This is a genomic window from Microbacterium oleivorans, assembly GCF_001691565.1.
Lineage (GTDB): Bacteria > Actinomycetota > Actinomycetes > Actinomycetales > Microbacteriaceae > Microbacterium > Microbacterium oleivorans_B.
Map to the genome: position 1 here is coordinate 457,752 of NZ_MAYO01000003.1, position 16,591 is coordinate 474,342.

Consider the following 16,591-nt stretch of genomic DNA (forward strand, 5'->3'; position numbering starts at 1 on the left):
ACGTCTCCACAGCCCGAGCGGATGGCCACCCTCCCCACAAGGTCGCCCGCGGTCGTGGTGCCGACCTGCGGGCGAGCCACGCTGAACGCATGGACGTGCGGGAGTGGGTGCGGCGTCACGGCGGAGTGGTGCGGACTGCAGATCTGAGGGATGCCGGCTACTCGCGCCATCGCATCGGTGCCGCAGGACTCGAACGGCCGCGTCGCGGATGGGTCGCCGTGCCCGAGGCGGATCCGCTCCTGCGGAGCGCGGCGCGCGCGGGCGTCGTCCTCACCTGCGTGACGCAGGCGCGACGCCTCGGTCTCTGGAGCGTGAACGACGACGGCAGCCGGGCGCACGTGGGTGCGCCGGCGGCATCCGGCTCGATCTCAGCCCCTCACGCGCGGGTGCATTGGAGCACGCCCCTGATCGCACGCATCCCGGGGTCCCTCGAGGACCCCGTCGAGAACGTCCTGGCGATCGTGGCCGAGTGCCGCCCGTTCGAGCAGGCGCTCGCCGTCTGGGACTCCGCGTTCCGGCAGGGCCTGGCATCCGGCGAGGTCATGCGGAGGTTCGATCTCCGCCCGGCGGCGCGGCGCGTGCTCGCAGACGCGTGTGCACATCTCGACTCCGGACTCGAGACGTTCGTCTTCGTGCGACTCCGATGGATTCCTGCCGCCGTCCACCCGCAGGTCCACCTGCTCGGCCACCGAGTCGACTTCCTCATCGGCGAGAGGCTCGTCTTGCAGATCGATGGGGGTCATCATGTCGGCGCGCAGCGCGACGCCGACAACACCCATGACGCGTTGCTGACCCTGCGCGGCTACACGGTCATCCGGGTCGGCTACGCCGACGTGATGCATCGGTGGCCGGAGGTCCAAGACCGCATCCTGCGCGCCCTGGCGCAGGGGCTGCACCTCTCATGAGGATCAGCGGTTCAGCGGAGATCTGCGTTCCAGCGGACGGCATCGTACGCGATCGTCCTCGGGAGCGCAGATCTCCGCGTGAGCGCAGCCCACGCCTCGGGTCAGGAGCGAGCGATGCGGGCGAGCACCGCGTGCACGAACGAGCCGGAGTCGTCGGTCGAGAACTCCTTGGCGAGCTCGACAGCCTCGTCGATGGCGACGGCGGTGGGGACCTGATCGTTGTGGAGGATCTCCCAGACGCCCATGCGGAGGATCGCACGGTCGACCGCCGGCATCCGCTCGAGCTTCCAGTCACGCGCGTGCGTGACGATCTGCTCGTCGATCTCGCTCTGCGCGTCGATCACGCCGTCGACGATCTCGCGTGCGTACAGCCACGAGGCTTCACGCGCCGGTTCGTTCGCGGCGCGCTTCGCCTCGGCGGCGAGGGTGACCCCGAGGTCGTCGCCGCGGATGTCGGCCTGGTAGAGGATGTCGAGGGCGCGCTTGCGCGCCTTGCTCCGAGCGCTCATCAGGCGGTCAGTTCACGCGGCCGAGGTAGTCCCCGGTGCGCGTGTCGACCTTGACCTTGGTGCCCTGCTCGACGAAGAGCGGAACCTGGATCTCGTAGCCGGTCTCGAGCGTGGCGGACTTGGTGCCGGCCGACGAGCGGTCGCCCTGCAGGCCCGGCTCCGTGTAGGTGATCTCGAGGACGACCGAGGCCGGCATCTCGACGTACAGCGGGTTGCCGTTGTTCAGCGCGATCTGCACCTGCTGGTTCTCGAGCAGGTAGTTGGCGGCGTCCCCGACGACGGTGGCCGAGACGTTGAGCTGGTCGTAGTCGGCGACGTCCATGAAGACGTAGCTGTCGCCGTCGTTGTACAGGTAGGTGAAGTCGCGGCGGTCGACGTTCTCGATCTCGATCTTCGCGCCCGCGTTGTATGTGCGGTCGACGACCTTGCCGGAGACGACGTTCTTGAGCTTCGTGCGGACGAAGGCGCCACCCTTGCCGGGCTTCACGTGCTGGAACTCGACGACGTTCCAGAGCTGTCCGTCGATGGACAGGACGACGCCGTTCTTGATGTCTGCAGTGGATGCCATGAGAGTGCGATTTTCCGTTCGATGAGTTCGGGGCCGGAGCGGCCGACGATCGATTCTACGGGATGCCGCGGCATCCGCCCCGGGAACCGGTCAGCCCGCGAGCGTCGCGATCAATTCGCTGGTCGCCTGCGCGTAGCCGAGGACCCCGCGGCCCACCACGTGGACGACGGCGACGTCGGCGACATAGGAGTGGTGACGGAAGGGTTCGCGCGCCATGACATCGGAGATGTGCACCTCGGCGACCGGGAGCGCGACCCCCGAGAGAGCATCGCGGAGGATCACCGAAGTGTGGGTGAGCCCGCCAGGGTTGATGACGATCCCGGCGCAGTCGGTGCGCGCGGCGTGGATCGCATCGATCAGGACGCCCTCGTGGTTGCTCTGCACCGCACGCACCTCGTACCCGGACTCCGCGGCGGTGCGTTCGACGAGACGCTCGACGTCAGCGAGCGTCTCGTGGCCGTAGACGTCCGGTTCCCGGATGCCGAGCAGGTTCAGATTCGGTCCGTTGACGAGCAGCAGGCGGCGGGGTTTCGGCACGAGACGACCCTACTGGGACGGCCGATGCATCTGGATCTCACGTCCGACCTCGGTGTCCAGCGCGAGTCCCGTGCCGACGAAGCCGAGCCGGCGGTAGGCCGCCTGCGCGCGAGCGTTGTCGACGTGGACGTCGAGGGTCAGTCCGTCAGCGCCTGCGGCTTCTGCCCAGTCGGATGCCGCAGCGATGAGCTCCGCGAGGATTCCCCGTCCACGGTGGTCGGGCTCGACGAAGACGCCCACCACCTCCGCACGCGCTGCGCCGACAGCCCGCCCCAACGCGTCCGCCGCGCCCGCCTCACGCAGCAGAACAGTCGCGGAGCCGACCCACCGATCCTCCGCGATCGCGACGAACTGCGCGGCGTTCTCGCCGAGGGCGGCATCCGCGGTCCGCGTCTGCCAGTGCGCGTCGCTCCGCGCGAGTTCCTGCTCCCGCGTGGTCAGGAACGCGATGGCGGCCGCAGGATCGCTCACGGCGCTCACGCGCAGGTCGCGGCCCTCACGCCACTCGTGCAGGCGCACGCGGCGGACCGCGGCATCCGTCACCCTGCGATCTCCTGGTACGCCGCGAACAGCAGCGACTCGTCGGGCGCCTGCATGACGGTGGGCTTGCCGATCGCGTCGAGCACGATGAAGCGGAGCATGCCCGCACGCGCCTTCTTGTCGCGCTGCATGACCCCCAGCAGGTGCTGCCAGCCGTCCATCCGATAGGTCGTGGGAAGGCCGAGGAGGTCGAAGATGCGGCGGTGGCGGGCGACGTCCTCGTCCGAGAGCCGACCGGCCAGCCGCGACAGCTCGGCGACGTACATCATGCCGATCGAGATCGCCGCGCCGTGGCGCCAGCGGTACCGCTCGGCGTGCTCGATCGCGTGGCCCAGGGTGTGTCCGTAGTTGAGAACTTCGCGAAGGCCCGCCTCGCGGAAGTCCTCGCTGACCACACGGGCCTTCATCTCGATCGCCAGTTCGATGCAGCGGCGGAACTCGTCCGTCGACGGGTCGACGGACGCTTCCGGGTCGCGCTCGACGATGTCGAGGATCTCGGGGAACCAGATGAACCCGGCCTTGACGACCTCGGCGAACCCGGCGACGATCTCGTTGCGCGGCAGGGTGTCGAGCACGTCGAGGTCGCAGATCACCGATCGCGGCGCCCAGAAGGCGCCGACGAGGTTCTTGCCCTCGGCCGTGTTCACCCCGGTCTTGCCACCGACCGCCGCATCCACCATGCCGAGGACGGTCGTCGGGATCTGCACGATCTGCACGCCACGCAGCCAGGATGCCGCGACGAACCCGGCGAGGTCGGTCACCGCTCCCCCGCCGAAGCCGATGACGGCGTCGGTGCGGGTGAAGTCGGCCTGGCCCATGACCTGCCAGCAGAAGGCGGCGACTTCGATGCGCTTGCCGTCCTCGGCATCGGGGATCTCGGCTATCAGCACCTCGAGCGAGCCGTCGGCCACGAGGATGTCCCGCAGGTCGGAGGCTTTCGCCCCGAGACGCGGCGTGTGGACGATGAGCACCTTCTTGACCGTCGGCGCCAGATGGTCGCGGACGCCGGCCAGCAGACCCCGACCGACGTGGATGTCGTAGGGCGTGGCGCCGGTGACGCTGATGGTGGTGTGGGTCATGGGGTGACTCCCGAAGGGTCGGCGGCGGGGGCTGCCCAGTCCGCGATGGCGGTCACGATGTTCTCGAGCGGCCCCGACGAGGTGTCGAAGGTCGCATCGGCGACGGCCTCGTACACGGGACGCCGTTCGGCGTAGATGCGCTCCCAGCGCTGGAGCGGCGTCTCGTCGTCTCCGGACAGCAGTGGGCGGGACGCCGCTTCTCCCAGTCGCCGCGCAACCACTCGAGGCGCGACGGTGAGGAGGGCCACACGATGCGATCGGAGTCGCTCGCGCGTCATCTCGTCCAGAACGGCTCCTCCGCCGAGCGAGACGACACCGCTGCTCTGCAGGGCTTCTGAGACCGCGTCCCGTTCCAGGGCGCGGAAATACGGTTCGCCGTGGGCCGCGAACAGGTCGGCGATGGGTCCGTGCGCCCGGACGATCATCGCATCGGTGTCACGGAAGGTGCGCCCGAGTCGCTTCGCGACCCGTTTGCCGACGCTCGTCTTGCCGGCCCCCATGGGACCGATGAGCACGATCGCCCGCGCGTCAGGCGAGGTCATGCGCGAGGAGGGCCGCCTCGGACGCAGGAGTCGTCTTCAGCGTCTCGGGGATCGCCGCGAGGTAGGACTCGAGGTTGCGACGGGTTTCGCGGATGCTGTCGCCGCCGAACTTCTCGAGCACGGACTCCGCCAGGACGATGGCGACCATCGCCTCGGCGACGACGCCGGCAGCGGGAACCGCGCAGACGTCCGAGCGCTGGTGGTGTGCGGCGGCGGTCTCCCCGGTCGCGACGTCGACGGTGCGCAGCGCGTGCGGGACGGTAGCGATGGGCTTCATCCCGGCCCGGACGCGGAGCACCGTTCCCGTCGACATCCCGCCCTCGGTGCCACCGGCGCGGTCGGACGCACGGGAGATGCCCTCCTGGGTCGCGAAGAGCTCATCGTGAGCCGCCGAGCCGCGGCGCCGCGTCGTCTCGAAGCCGTCACCGACCTCGACGCCCTTGATGGCCTGGATGCTCATGAGGGCCTGGGCGAGCTTGCCGTCGAGGCGGCGATCCCAGTGCACGTGCGAGCCGAGCCCTGGGGGCAGGCCGTAAGCGAGCACCTCGACGATGCCGCCGAGGGTGTCACCGTCCTTCTTGGCTGCATCCACTTCAGCAACCATTCGCTCGGAGGTGACAGGGTCGAAGCAGCGGAGCGGGTCGGCGTCGAGAGCGTCGACGTCGTCGGGTTCGGGGAGCTCCGCGCCCTCGGGCACTCGCACGGGGCCGATCGAAAGAGTGTGGCTCACGAGGCGGATGCCGAGCTGGGACAAGAACCCGCGGGCGATCGCGCCGAGCGCGACACGCGCCGCGGTCTCGCGGGCGCTGGCACGCTCGAGAATCGGGCGCGCCTCGTCGAAGTCGTACTTCTGCATGCCGACGAGGTCGGCGTGACCGGGACGGGGACGGGTGAGGGCGGCTCCGCGCCCGCGGGAGCGCTCGCTCAGCTCCGTCGGCTCGGGGTTCATGACCTCGATCCACTTCGGCCACTCGGTGTTGCCGATGCGCAGGGCGATGGGGCTCCCGAGCGACAGGCCGTGGCGGACGCCGCCCGAGAGGTTCAGCTCGTCCTCCTCGAACTTCATCCTCGAGCCGCGGCCGTAGCCGAGCTTGCGGCGGGCGAGGTCGGCGCGGATCGCGTCGAGCGAGACGGGGACGCCGGAGGGCAGGCCCTCCATGATGGCGACGAGTTCGGGGCCGTGGGATTCGCCGGCGGTGAGCACGCGGAGCATTGCTCTAGTCTCCCACGAGCGCGCGCCGCATGACGGCCACGACCTCGGCCTCGCGCGGCAGGGGGTCATCCACTCCGCCGGTCGCGAACGCGCGGATCTGGAGGACGGCTTGGTGCAGCAGCATCCCCTCTCCTCCGCGCGCGGACGCTCCGGCACGATCCCAGGCTCGTGACAGATCGGTCGGCCAATGGCCGTATACGACGTCCATCAGCGCCCCTCCGGTCGCCGCCAGCTCGTCGGCGACGGAGTGGTCGACCGACGCGCCACCGGGCAGGGTCGCGATCGTCACATCGACGGCCCGTCTGGCGCGATCGCCGAGCGACACCGCCGTGACAGCGGTACCGACGCGCTCGCCGAGATCGACGAGCGTCGCTGCGGCATCCGGGCGCCGCGCGGCGACCTCGACATCGCGGGCGCCGAGCTCCGCGAGCGCGACGAGGGCGGCGGATGCCGTCGCCCCTGCGCCGACGATCCGCGCACGCTCGGGCGCGACGACGCCCTGCTCGCGCAACGCCTCGACGATGCCACCGACATCCGTGTTGAACGCGCGCCACCCGGCGGGCGTCCGGACGAGCGTGTTGGCCGCTCCTGTCAGGGCCGCGCGGGCATCCCTGTCGCCGGTGACGGCGAAGGCGGCGTGCTTCAGGGGCATCGTCAGCGAGAGCCCGCGATGGGCGGCATCCAACCTCGACAGTTCGGTGGGAAAGGACAGCTCGTCGACGCGGCGTCGACCGTACGTCCAGTTCCACCCGAGGTAGCCGTACGCCGCCGTGTGCATGGCCGGCGACAGGCTGTGCCCGATCGGATCGCCCCAGACCTCCAGGGCGACATCGCTCAGGAGCAACCCCCGTCGGGGTTGTCGCGGCACCACTGCTGGTACTGCTTCACGGCCTTCTCATGCTCGGCGAACGTGGCCGAGAAGACGGTCTCGCCCGTCTCGAGGTTGACGGTGACGAAGTACTGCCACGGTCCTTCCGCCGGTTCCAGCGCGGCCTTCATCGCGAGCTCGCCGGGATTCGCGATCGGAGTTATCGGCAAGCCCTGCTTCTTGTAGGTGTTCCAGCCGTTGTCGTCCTCGAGCTCTTCGGCTCGCGAGCTCGCCCCTCCGTCCCGGTCCTGGAACGGGTACTGCGCGGTCGAGTCCATCTGCAGCAACCCGTTGGTGTCGCTGATGTCGGGGTCGAGGCGGTTCTCGATGACGCGCGAGACCTTGTAGAAGTCGTCGGAGTTGCGCGCTTCCTTCTCGATGATCGACGCGACGGTGAGGATCCGCTCGCGCTGATCGGAGGGGACACCGACCTTGTCGAGCGCCTGTACGGTGCGGTCGACCATCCGCTGGATGACCTCCTTCGCCGTGACGTCGGGGTCGAAGGTGTACGTGGCCGGGAAGAGCCAGCCCTCGAGACTGTCCGCTTTCACCCCGTACGCATTCGGGTCCTTGACGGCTGCCTCGACATCCTCCACCGGGAGACCGATCCCCTCGGCGATGCGGGGAACCGATTGAGCGACGGTCAGACCCTCGCGAAGCTGGGCGGTGTACTCCTGCCTGTTCTCCGGATCGAGCAGAGCTTGGTAAGCGGCCTCAGAAGTCATCTTCTTCTGCAACGAGTAGACGCCCGGCTTCAGCGCGCTGGTGTCCTCGGCGCTGTCGATGAGGTACGAGTAGAACGCTCCGGAGGTCTTCGTCACCCCCGCGTCGAACAGGGTTCGGGAGATGTCCGCACCGGTCTGTCCAGACAGCACGGTGACGCTTGCCTCACCTTCGGCCATCCCTGCCTCGAAGTCCTTCGGTTCCTCCCAGCCGAGGACCTTCCGGATCTGATCCTCGTACGTGTTCCAGACGGCGACGCCGCCGCCCACCAGTCCGCCGATGATCGCGAGGACGATCGCGAACACACCCCATGCCGCCACACGGCTCTTCCGGCGGTCCTTGTCGTGGCGCTTCGACGAACTGGACGGAGCCTTCAGCCCGTTCTCCTCGAAAAGCGCGTCGATCGGAGCCGTCGTCGAGGCCACCGACCGCTCCGGCGCACGCATCCGCGAAGAGCCGGGGGGTGCGGCGGGCACGGCCGAACCCCGCTCGATCGGCGCGCTTCGGGCGTCTCCGGCGCTTCGAACGTCTTCGGCGGTTCGGGAGCTGCTGCTCTGGACGTCCCGTTGCTGAGACTCACGTGCCGCACGACGCGAGGTCGGAGCATCGGAACGGCCATCGCCGGGCTCATCGTCACGGCGGACGTCGGGGCGGTCGCCGGGCAACGGGGTCTCGGGCATCGGTGGACTCCTGCGTCTCCTACAGCGCCGCACCGGCCGGGTTACCGGTGCTCTTCTCGACGTCGATCGCCTGCTGAAGGAGGACGACAGCGGCGATCTGGTCAACGATCCTACGAGATGCCTTCTGCGATCGCCCGTTCTGACGGAGCACAGCATTGGCCGAGACGGTGCTCAGGCGCTCGTCGACCAGCCGGATGGGCGCATCCACGGCGGCGGCGAGGTCGGTGGCGAACTCGCGCGCATCCGTCGTCGATGCGGTCTCCGCACCACCGAGACTGATCGGGAGACCGACGAGGATCTCGATCGGGTCGTACTCGACCGCGATCTCGACGAGGCGCGCGACCGAGGTCTCGGATCGGGGAACCGTCTCGACGGGGACAGCGAGCATGCCATCAGGATCGCACCGGGCGACCCCGACGCGGGCTCGCCCGACATCGATACCGAGGCGGACCCCGCGACGGAACCCGCTCACGCGGTCGCACCCTCCAACGCCGAGACGATGCTGTTCAGCGCCGCCGGCAGGGCCGCGGCATCCGTTCCGCCGCCCTGAGCCACGTCGTCACGGCCGCCGCCTCCGCCGCCGAGCACTCCGGCCGCCGTCTTCGCGAGGACGCCCGCCTTGGCGCCTGCGGCACGGGCCGCCTCGTTCGTCGCGACGATGACGACCGACCGTCCCCCGGCTTCGCCACCGAGAGCGACGACGGCCGCGTCCGACCCGAGGCGCTCCCGCACCTGGAGCGCGAGGGTGCGGAGGTCATCCGCCGAACCGACGGCGCCGATCGACTGAGCGACGACGCGGTGGCCGCCCGCGGAGACGGCGGATGCCGCCAGGGTCGGGACCCGCTCGCCGAGCGCCTTGGCCTCGAACTGAGCGATCTTCTTCTCGGCGGCCTTCAAGCTGGCCTGCAGCTCGGCGATGCGGGCGGGCAGCTGATCGCGCGGGATCTTCAGACCCGACGTGAGCTGAGAGACGATGGCCCGCTCAGCCGCGAGCTCCCGGAAGGCATCCTGGCCGACGAGCGCCTCGACTCGGCGGTTGGAGGCGCCGACCGACGACTCCCCCACGAGGTTGATGAGGCCGACCTGCGCGCTCGAGGACACGTGTGTACCGGCGCACAGCTCGCGCGACCAGGGGCCGCCGATGTCGACCATACGCACGGTGTCGCCGTACTTCTCGCCGAACAGCGCCATGGCGCCTGCCGCCTTCGCCTCGTCGAGCGACATGACGCGGGTCGTGACCTCGAGGTCGTCGCGGACGGCATTGTTGGCGATCTCTTCGATCTCGCTGCGGGTCTCGGGCGAGAGCGCCTGACCCCACGAGAAGTCGAACCGGAGGTATCCCGCGCGGTTGAGGGAGCCCGCCTGCGTCGCGCTCTTACCGAGGGTGTCGCGCAGCGCCGCGTGCACGAGGTGGGTGGCGGAGTGGGCCTGCGCGGCCGCACGGCGGTTCGCGGCATCCACCACCGTCGTCGCGGCGTGACCGACGGCGACCTCGCCCGTCGTCACCTCGACCGTGTGGCTGATCAGGCCGGGGACGGGCTTCTGCACGTCGAGGACCTCGAGCTCGTAGCCCGGGCCGACGATGACGCCCTTGTCGGCCACCTGGCCGCCGGACTCGGCGTAGAGGGCGGTCTCGGCGGTGATGACCTCGGCGATCTGTCCCTGCGCGGCACGGTCCGCCGGTGCGCCGTCGACGAGGATGCCGAGGATCCGCGACTCCGTCTCGAGGTCGGTGTATCCCGTGAAGACCGTCTCACCCAGCGCGCGGAAGTCGCGGTAGACGCTCGTGTCGGCGAGCTGACGCTTGCGCGAGCGGGCATCGGCCTTGGCGCGGTCCCGCTGCTCCTTCATGAGGGTGTCGAACCCGGCGCGGTCGACCGTGAGGCCGGCTTCCTCGGCGATCTCGAGCGTGAGGTCGATCGGGAAGCCGTAGGTGTCGTGCAGCAGGAACGCCTGCGAGCCGCTCAGCGAGGTCGCCTGCGTCGACTTGGCGGACTCGATCGAGGTGTCGAGGATCTCCGAGCCGCTGGCGAGCGTGCGGAGGAACGTCGCCTCTTCGGCCAGCGCGTACTGCGACAGGCGCGCGTAGTCGGTCTCGACGACGGGGTAGGACTCCTTCATCGCGTCGCGCGAGACGGCGAAGAGCTCCGCGAAGGTCGGTCCCTCGACGCCCAGCAGACGCATCGAGCGGATCGCGCGGCGCATGAGGCGGCGCAGGATGTAGCCGCGGCCGTCGTTGGCCGGAGTGACGCCGTCGGACAGGAGCATGAGCGACGAGCGGATGTGGTCCGCTACTACGCGGAAGCGGACGTCGTCGTCGTGGTTCTCGCCGTACCGCTTGCCCGAGAGCTCCACGGCCTTGTCGAGGACGGGACGGACCTGGTCCGTCTCGTACATGTTGTCGACACCCTGCTTGATGAACGCGACGCGCTCGAGCCCCATACCAGTGTCGATGTTCTGCGCGGGCAGGTCCCCGATGATGTCGAACTCGTACTTCGAGCGCACGTTCGTGATCTCGTACTGCATGAACACGAGGTTCCAGATCTCGACGTAGCGGTCGTCATCCGTGGCGGGTCCGCCGTCGACGCCGTACTCGGGACCGCGGTCGAAGAAGATCTCGGAGCACGGGCCGGCGGGACCGGGAAGCCCCGTGGTCCAGTAGTTGGTGTCCTTGCCCAGGCGCTGGATGCGCTCCTCGGGGAGGCTCGAGTGCTCGAGCCAGAGCTGGATCGCCTCGTCGTCCTCCTCGTAGACGGTGACCCAGAGGTCCTTCGGATCGAATCCGAGCCCACCGTCGTCGTCGGGCGTGGTGAGGAGCTCCCAGGCGTACCGGATCGCGTCCTTCTTGAAGTAGTCGCCGAACGACCAGTTGCCCAGCATCTGGAAGAACGTGCCGTGACGCGGGGTCTTGCCGACCTCTTCGATGTCGTTCGTGCGGATGCACTTCTGGTTGTCCGCCGCACGCTTGTAGGGAGCGGGAACGTCGCCCGAGAGGTACGGGATGAAGGGGACCATGCCGGCGACCGTGAACAGGAGCGCCGGGTCGTCGCTGACGAGGGATGCCGAGGGCACGATCGTGTGCCCGCGCTTCTCGAAGTAGTCCAGGTAGCGCCGGGCGATCTCAGCGGTCTTCATCGTGTGTCCTCAAACTGCATGCGGGATCGGTCGCGTCCCAGGGGCCGCGACCGGGAGATGGGGGGTGGGTCAGTCGCCCTGCGGGGCGGACGCGGCATCCTTCGACAGGGCGTCCTGTGCGTCATCCTTCACCTCGGAGACGATGCCCTCGATCTTCGCCTCCTGCGTCCGGTAGGCCTCGCCCATCCGGTCGGTGAACTCGGAGATGCGGAGGTCGACCTCGGAGAGGAGTTCCTGGCCTCGCGGATCCTTGTTGACCAGGTGCGCGGCGACGAAGCCGGCGACGATGCCCATCAGGAACCAGAGGACTTTCTTCATGGGGTCCATGTTAGGTGCAAAGCAGAAGGGGCGCCGGGTGAACCCGACGCCCCTCCGAACCGCTCGATCCGAAGACCGGCGATCAGCCGCGATCAGCGCGCGGCGTAGTACTCGACGACGAGCTGGACTTCACAGGTCACCGGAACCTCGGCGCGCTTGGGGCGACGCTCGAGACGGGCCTGCAGCTTGTCGAGCTCGACCGACAGGTAGCCGGGAACCGGGGGCAGGACCTCGGCGTGACCGCCGGCGGCTGCGACCTGGAACGGCTCGAGAGCCTCGCTCTTGGCCTTGACGTGGATCGTCTGGCCCGGCTTCACGCGGAAGGACGGGCGGTCGACGAGCTGGCCGTCGACGAGGATGTGACGGTGCACGACGAGCTGACGCGCCTGTGCCGTCGTGCGGGCGAAGCCCGAACGGAGCACGAGCGAGTCGAGACGCATCTCGAGGAGCTCGACGAGGTTCTCACCGGTCAGACCCTCCGTGCGGCGGGCCTCGTTGAACGTGTTGCGCATCTGCTTCTCGCGGATGCCGTACTGCTCGCGCAGACGCTGCTTCTCGCGAAGACGGACGGCGTAGTCGCTGTCCTGCTTGCGCTTGGTGCGGCCGTGCTCACCGGGAGCGTAGGGACGCTTCTCGAGGTAGCGGGCGGCCTTGGGGGTCAGTGCGACGCCGAGGGCGCGCGAGAGGCGCACCTTGCGGCGGTCCTGGGACTTCGTTGCCACGAAATCTTCCTTCCATGACGTGGCCATGTCTTTCACGGCTCACGGGCGTATCGCCTTCTCTCGCCCTTTCGGACTGCACGCCGGGGCACGCCGAAAGGTGGGAAAGAGAGAAGAGGATGCCCGAAAACACGGTTTCGAGCCGATTAAGCCTAACAGACGGGGCGGATCATCCCTGGCCGCGAGCCAGATCCACCGCACCCGGCGGATAGAAGGGGAACGCGTCCGGGTGAAGGTCGTCGAGCAGGTACCAACCGACCGACGTCTCACCGTCGAGAACCTGGATCCGCTCGGCGACGCCCAGGGCATCGAGCTCGGGACTGCTCACCGCGAAGAGGTAGGCGATCTCATGTCCGGGCCGGCCCTCGTTGTCGAAGATGTTCTCGACCACTCCGAGCAGCCGCGACTCCGTCACCGTCGCCCCGAGTTCCTCCGCGAGCTCTCGGCGCACGGCCGCCTCGGCCGTCTCCCCCGGCTCGACGCCGCCGCCCGGCGCCCGCAGGAAGGACGGCCTCTCCGGCGTCGCCGCGTACAGCTCCCCCAGGATGAACCCGTCCCTGACGACGACGGCCACGGCGATCACGCGGATGCGAGGGCGAGAGCGGACCTCGGCCGCATAGGCGCGGAGCGCCCGGCCGTAGAGCGGGATCTCCCCCGCGAGCGCGTCGAGAGCGGTGCGGAGCGCACGGACGGCTTTGTCGTCGTCGTAGAGAGCGAGCGCTCGGAACCCCGCCGCCGCGCCTGCCAGCGGGTCGGTCGACGAGACGTCCTTCAGGACGGCGATCGCGCCCGAGGCGTCCCCGACGTTCCGCAAGGAACTCGCGAGCTGAATCCTCGCCTGCGTCTCGAAGGGCGCCTCCAGCCCCGCAGCGAGCGCCGCGCGATAGAGCGGGATCGCCGCCGCCTCTTGGCCGAGGAAGTCCTCGACGGACGCGCGCTCGAAGAGTGCCCGGGGATCACCCTCAGGTCGCCCGGTGAGCGCCTCGCTCATCGCTGCGCGCAGGGCATCGGGTCCGTCTTCGTCGGCGGTTGCCCACACCTCGTCGATGCGGCGGTCCGCGGCACCCGGCGCGTCAGTCACCGAGGATCTTCCGGATCTTCTCGAGTCGGCCGGAGATGTCGCGCTCCACGCCGCGACCGGTCGGCTCGTAGTAACGGCGCCCGCGCAGTTCGTCGGGCAGGTACTGCTGCGTGGCAACGCCGACCTCGAGATCGTGCGGGTACACGTATCCCTTGCCGTGCCCCAGACGCTTGGCTCCTGCGTAGTGCGCGTCGCGAAGGTGGATCGGCACCCGCCCGAAACCTCCGGCGCGGACGTCGGCGATCGCCGCATTGATGGCGGAGTATGCGGCATTGGACTTGGCCGTGGTCGCGAGGTACGCGGTGGCCTCCGCGAGCGGGATCCGCCCCTCCGGCATCCCGATGAAGGCCACCGCGTCGGCGGCCGCCACGGCGATCTGGAGAGCGTGCGGATCGGCGAGCCCGATGTCCTCGGCCGCGGAGATGACCAGGCGCCGGGCGATGAACCGCGGATCCTCACCGGCCTCGATCATCCGGGCGAGGTAATGAATCGCGGCGTCGGGGTCGGATCCTCGGATCGACTTGATGAAGGCGCTGATGACGTCGTAGTGCTCATCGCCCTGCCGGTCGTACCGCAGCAGCGCACGGTCCACGGCCTGCGCGACGTGATCGGCCGTGATGACAGCCGGCTCCGCCGGGGCGTCCTCGCCTCCGTCCGACGGCTCGACCGGCTCCGCCATGGACGCGGCGGCTTCGAGCGAGGTCAATGCCCGACGCGCATCCCCCGAGGCGAGGTGGACGAGGGCGGCCCGTGCCTCATCCGAGAGGGTGACGGCGCCGGCGAGGCCGCGGGCGTCGGTGACGGCGCGATCGACGAGCATCCCGAGATCCGCATCGGTGAGCGGCTGCAGGGTGAGAAGGAGGGACCGCGACAGCAGGGGCGAGATCACCGAGAAGGACGGGTTCTCGGTCGTCGCCGCGATCAGGATGACCCACCCGTTCTCGACACCCGGCAACAGGGCGTCCTGCTGCGCCTTGGTGAAGCGGTGGATCTCGTCGAGGAAGAGGATCGTCGAGGCGCCGTACAGATCGCGCTGCGTCATCGCCTCCTGCATCACCTCGCGGACGTCCTTGACGCCCGCGGTGACGGCCGAGAGTTCGACGAAACGGCGACCCGACGTCCGTGCGATCGCCTGCGCGAGCGTCGTCTTCCCCGTCCCGGGCGGCCCCCAGAGGATCACGGAGACCGCTCCCGTCGTCGCCCGCCCGGGATCGGCGAGGGCGACGAGCGGTGATCCCGGCCGCAGCAGGTGGGTCTGGCCGGCGACCTCGTCGAGGGATGCCGGGCGCATCCGCACGGCCAGAGGCGTCGCTCCCCGGAAAAGCGCATCACTCTGTGCCATCCCTCCAGGCTAATCGCCCCGTCCGACGTCCCGGGCTGCGCCCGAGGCGCTGGGTTTTGCCTCGAGCGCAGGGCCGAATAATCTGCAGGAGGCTGCGCTGACGCCAGCCTCGACGGGAGGATCGCCGTGGCAGCAGGCAAAGACAGAGCGCGCGAAAACGCGCAGGAACGCGAGCGCGCACGCCTCTACGAGGCGCGCCGACGCTTCCATGCGTCCGTGATCCAGCGTCGCCGTCGCGACAACCTGATCGCGGGTGTCGCCGGAGGCGCGCTCCTGCTCGCGATCCTGGGCGGGCAGGTCGCCTACTACACGCTCGGGCCCGGCACTCCGGAACCCGCGCCGTCCTCGTCTCCGTCGCAGAGCCCGGGTGCGACCCCCGCTCCCTCCCCCGCGCCGTCTGAATCCCCGACACCCACTCCGACTCCGTGACCGGCGCGTACTAGGCTGAGTCACTAATCCGACCCCCATGCGGCGCATGCCGCCGACGAGGTGACCCCCGTGAGTTCCGCCACCCCCGAATCCGCCGAGACCCAGCCGTGGGGCCGCGTCGACGACGACGGCACCGTCTCCGTCCGTGAGGGCGACCAGTGGCGTGTCGTCGGTCAGTATCCCGACGGCACACCCGAAGAGGCCCTTGCGTACTTCGAGCGCAAGTACGCAGACCTCGCTTCCGAGGTCACCCTCCTCGAGGTCCGCCACCGTCGCGGCGGGGCGTCGGCATCCGATCTGCGCAGCACCGCCCGCACCGTCCGGGAGCGGCTCTCCGGGGCCGCCGCCGTCGGAGATCTCGCCTCGCTCGAGGCACGCCTCACCGCGCTCGAGGGCGCCCTGTCCGAAGCGAGCGCCGAAGAGGCGCAGGCGCAGCGGGCAGCGGTGGATGCCGCGGTCACCGAGCGCGAAGGCATCGTCGCCGAGATCGAGGCGATCGCTGCGAAGGACCCGCGTTCCATCCAGTGGAAGCAGACGACGGCCGACGTCGCCGCTCTGTTCGCCCGCTGGCAGGAGCACCAGAGCACGGGACCGCGACTGCCGAAGGCGGTCGGCCAGCAGCTGTGGAAGCGATTCCGGGACGCCCGCGCCGTCATCGACAAGAACCGCCGCGAGTTCTACTCGAGCCTCGACGAGCAGCACAAGAGCGCTCGCGACGCGAAGACGCGCCTCGTTGAGCGCGCCGAGGCGCTCGCGCCCCAGGGTGAGGACGGGATCGCCGCTTACCGCACCCTCCTCGACCAGTGGAAGAACGCGGGCCGCGCGGGCAAGAAGGCGGACGACGCACTCTGGGCCCGGTTCAAGGCCGCCGGCGACGTCCTCTACGGCGCACGCATCGAACGTGAGAACGCGGACGTGGAAGCGTCGAAGGACAAGATCGACGCCAAGCGCGCTCTGCTCGATGAAGCGGCCGCCGTCGCGAAGGAGAAGGACAACGCCAAGGCGCGCACCCTCCTCACGAACATCCAGCGCCGCTGGGACGAGATCGGCCGCGTCTTCCCGCGCGACACCGAGCGGGGGCTGGACGACCAGTTGCGCAAGGTCGAGACCGCCCTGAAGTCCCGTGAAGACGAGGATTGGAAGCGCAACAACCCCGAGACGAAGGCGCGTCAGAACGACATGACGAGCCAGCTCCAGGACGCGATCACCAAGCTCGAGGACGAGCTCGCGGCCGCAGAAGCCACGAAGGACAAGTCCGCCATCGCCAAGGCGAAGGATGCTCTCGAAGCCCGCAAGGGCTGGTTGCGCGCCCTCGGCGGCTGACACCCGGTCGGACAGAGGGCGGAGCACTCCCCCGGGGTGCTCCGCTCTCTGTGTTCTCCACAGAGCACGCACGATCCCGA

The 16,591-nt window shown here is 69.4% G+C and carries 18 protein-coding genes; 3 read left to right on the plus strand and 15 right to left on the minus strand.

All coding sequences use genetic code 11. From position 1 onward, the window contains the following. Window positions 1-89: 89 nt before the first annotated feature. Window positions 90-905, plus strand: coding sequence for a type IV toxin-antitoxin system AbiEi family antitoxin domain-containing protein (locus BBA86_RS04965; RefSeq protein WP_065570558.1), 816 nt, complete (start codon window positions 90-92; stop codon window positions 903-905). A 101-nt stretch (window positions 906-1,006) separates the two neighbouring features. Here BBA86_RS04965 and nusB read toward each other — a convergent pair whose 3' ends face one another. The 15 genes from nusB to BBA86_RS05040 all read right to left on the minus strand — a co-directional run bounded on the left by nusB (window position 1,007) and on the right by BBA86_RS05040 (window position 14,759). After that, on the minus strand, window positions 1,007-1,414 hold the full coding sequence (nusB, locus tag BBA86_RS04970; RefSeq protein ID WP_065570559.1) for a transcription antitermination factor NusB: 408 nt from the start codon (window positions 1,412-1,414) through the stop codon (window positions 1,007-1,009). A gap of 7 nt (window positions 1,415-1,421) precedes the next feature. Then, on the minus strand, window positions 1,422-1,982 hold the full coding sequence (gene efp / locus BBA86_RS04975; protein ID WP_065570560.1) for an elongation factor P: 561 nt from the start codon (window positions 1,980-1,982) through the stop codon (window positions 1,422-1,424). A 90-nt stretch (window positions 1,983-2,072) separates the two neighbouring features. Then, complete coding sequence (locus BBA86_RS04980; RefSeq protein WP_065570561.1) at window positions 2,073-2,519, minus strand: type II 3-dehydroquinate dehydratase; 447 nt, start codon at window positions 2,517-2,519, stop codon at window positions 2,073-2,075. Between the two features lie 9 nt (window positions 2,520-2,528). Continuing rightward, on the minus strand, window positions 2,529-3,062 hold the full coding sequence (locus tag BBA86_RS04985; protein ID WP_065570562.1) for a GNAT family N-acetyltransferase: 534 nt from the start codon (window positions 3,060-3,062) through the stop codon (window positions 2,529-2,531). After that, window positions 3,059-4,138, minus strand: a complete 1,080-nt coding sequence (aroB, locus tag BBA86_RS04990) for a 3-dehydroquinate synthase (protein ID WP_065570563.1) — start codon at window positions 4,136-4,138, stop codon at window positions 3,059-3,061. The genes BBA86_RS04985 and aroB overlap by 4 nt, the downstream gene beginning before the upstream one ends. Further along, a complete protein-coding gene (locus BBA86_RS04995; RefSeq protein WP_065570564.1) occupies window positions 4,135-4,680 on the minus strand; it encodes a shikimate kinase in 546 nt (181 codons plus the stop codon). Before BBA86_RS04995 ends, aroB begins: the two co-directional genes overlap by 4 nt. Then, window positions 4,667-5,893: a chorismate synthase gene (gene aroC / locus BBA86_RS05000; RefSeq protein ID WP_065570565.1), complete on the minus strand. Its 1,227-nt coding sequence runs from the start codon at window positions 5,891-5,893 to the stop codon at window positions 4,667-4,669. The genes BBA86_RS04995 and aroC overlap by 14 nt, the downstream gene beginning before the upstream one ends. A gap of 4 nt (window positions 5,894-5,897) precedes the next feature. Then, window positions 5,898-6,737 carry a shikimate dehydrogenase family protein gene (locus BBA86_RS05005; RefSeq protein ID WP_065570566.1) on the minus strand — a complete coding sequence of 280 codons (840 nt, stop codon included), beginning with the start codon at window positions 6,735-6,737 and terminating at the stop codon, window positions 5,898-5,900. Further along, the gene (gene mltG, locus BBA86_RS05010) at window positions 6,728-7,960 is read right to left on the minus strand and encodes an endolytic transglycosylase MltG (protein WP_223247026.1); all 1,233 of its coding nucleotides are present in this window, start codon (window positions 7,958-7,960) and stop codon (window positions 6,728-6,730) included. The genes BBA86_RS05005 and mltG overlap by 10 nt, the downstream gene beginning before the upstream one ends. Window positions 7,961-8,183: 223 nt before the next feature. Next, a complete protein-coding gene (ruvX, locus tag BBA86_RS05015) occupies window positions 8,184-8,636 on the minus strand; it encodes a Holliday junction resolvase RuvX (protein ID WP_065570568.1) in 453 nt (150 codons plus the stop codon). After that, window positions 8,633-11,299, minus strand: a complete 2,667-nt coding sequence (gene alaS, locus BBA86_RS05020; protein WP_065570569.1) for an alanine--tRNA ligase — start codon at window positions 11,297-11,299, stop codon at window positions 8,633-8,635. Before alaS ends, ruvX begins: the two co-directional genes overlap by 4 nt. A gap of 69 nt (window positions 11,300-11,368) precedes the next feature. Next, entirely contained in the window at window positions 11,369-11,617 is a 249-nt protein-coding gene (locus BBA86_RS05025) for an ATPase (protein ID WP_065572186.1), read from the minus strand. Window positions 11,618-11,709: 92 nt separating this feature from the next. Beyond that, entirely contained in the window at window positions 11,710-12,366 is a 657-nt protein-coding gene (gene rpsD / locus BBA86_RS05030; protein WP_018186731.1) for a 30S ribosomal protein S4, read from the minus strand. Window positions 12,367-12,505: 139 nt separating this feature from the next. Beyond that, entirely contained in the window at window positions 12,506-13,417 is a 912-nt protein-coding gene (locus BBA86_RS05035) for a tetratricopeptide repeat protein (RefSeq protein WP_223247027.1), read from the minus strand. Further along, window positions 13,410-14,759 carry a replication-associated recombination protein A gene (locus tag BBA86_RS05040; protein ID WP_083199465.1) on the minus strand — a complete coding sequence of 450 codons (1,350 nt, stop codon included), beginning with the start codon at window positions 14,757-14,759 and terminating at the stop codon, window positions 13,410-13,412. The genes BBA86_RS05035 and BBA86_RS05040 overlap by 8 nt, the downstream gene beginning before the upstream one ends. Window positions 14,760-14,975: 216 nt before the next feature. Here BBA86_RS05040 and BBA86_RS05045 point away from each other — a divergent pair, with 216 nt between their 5' ends. Both BBA86_RS05045 and BBA86_RS05050 read left to right on the plus strand, forming a co-directional pair. Next, window positions 14,976-15,188 carry a dioxygenase gene (locus BBA86_RS05045; RefSeq protein ID WP_223247028.1) on the plus strand — a complete coding sequence of 71 codons (213 nt, stop codon included), beginning with the start codon at window positions 14,976-14,978 and terminating at the stop codon, window positions 15,186-15,188. 60 nt (window positions 15,189-15,248) lie between these two features. Then, window positions 15,249-16,511 carry a DUF349 domain-containing protein gene (locus BBA86_RS05050; protein ID WP_223247029.1) on the plus strand — a complete coding sequence of 421 codons (1,263 nt, stop codon included), beginning with the start codon at window positions 15,249-15,251 and terminating at the stop codon, window positions 16,509-16,511. The last annotated feature ends 80 nt before the right edge of the window (window positions 16,512-16,591 follow it).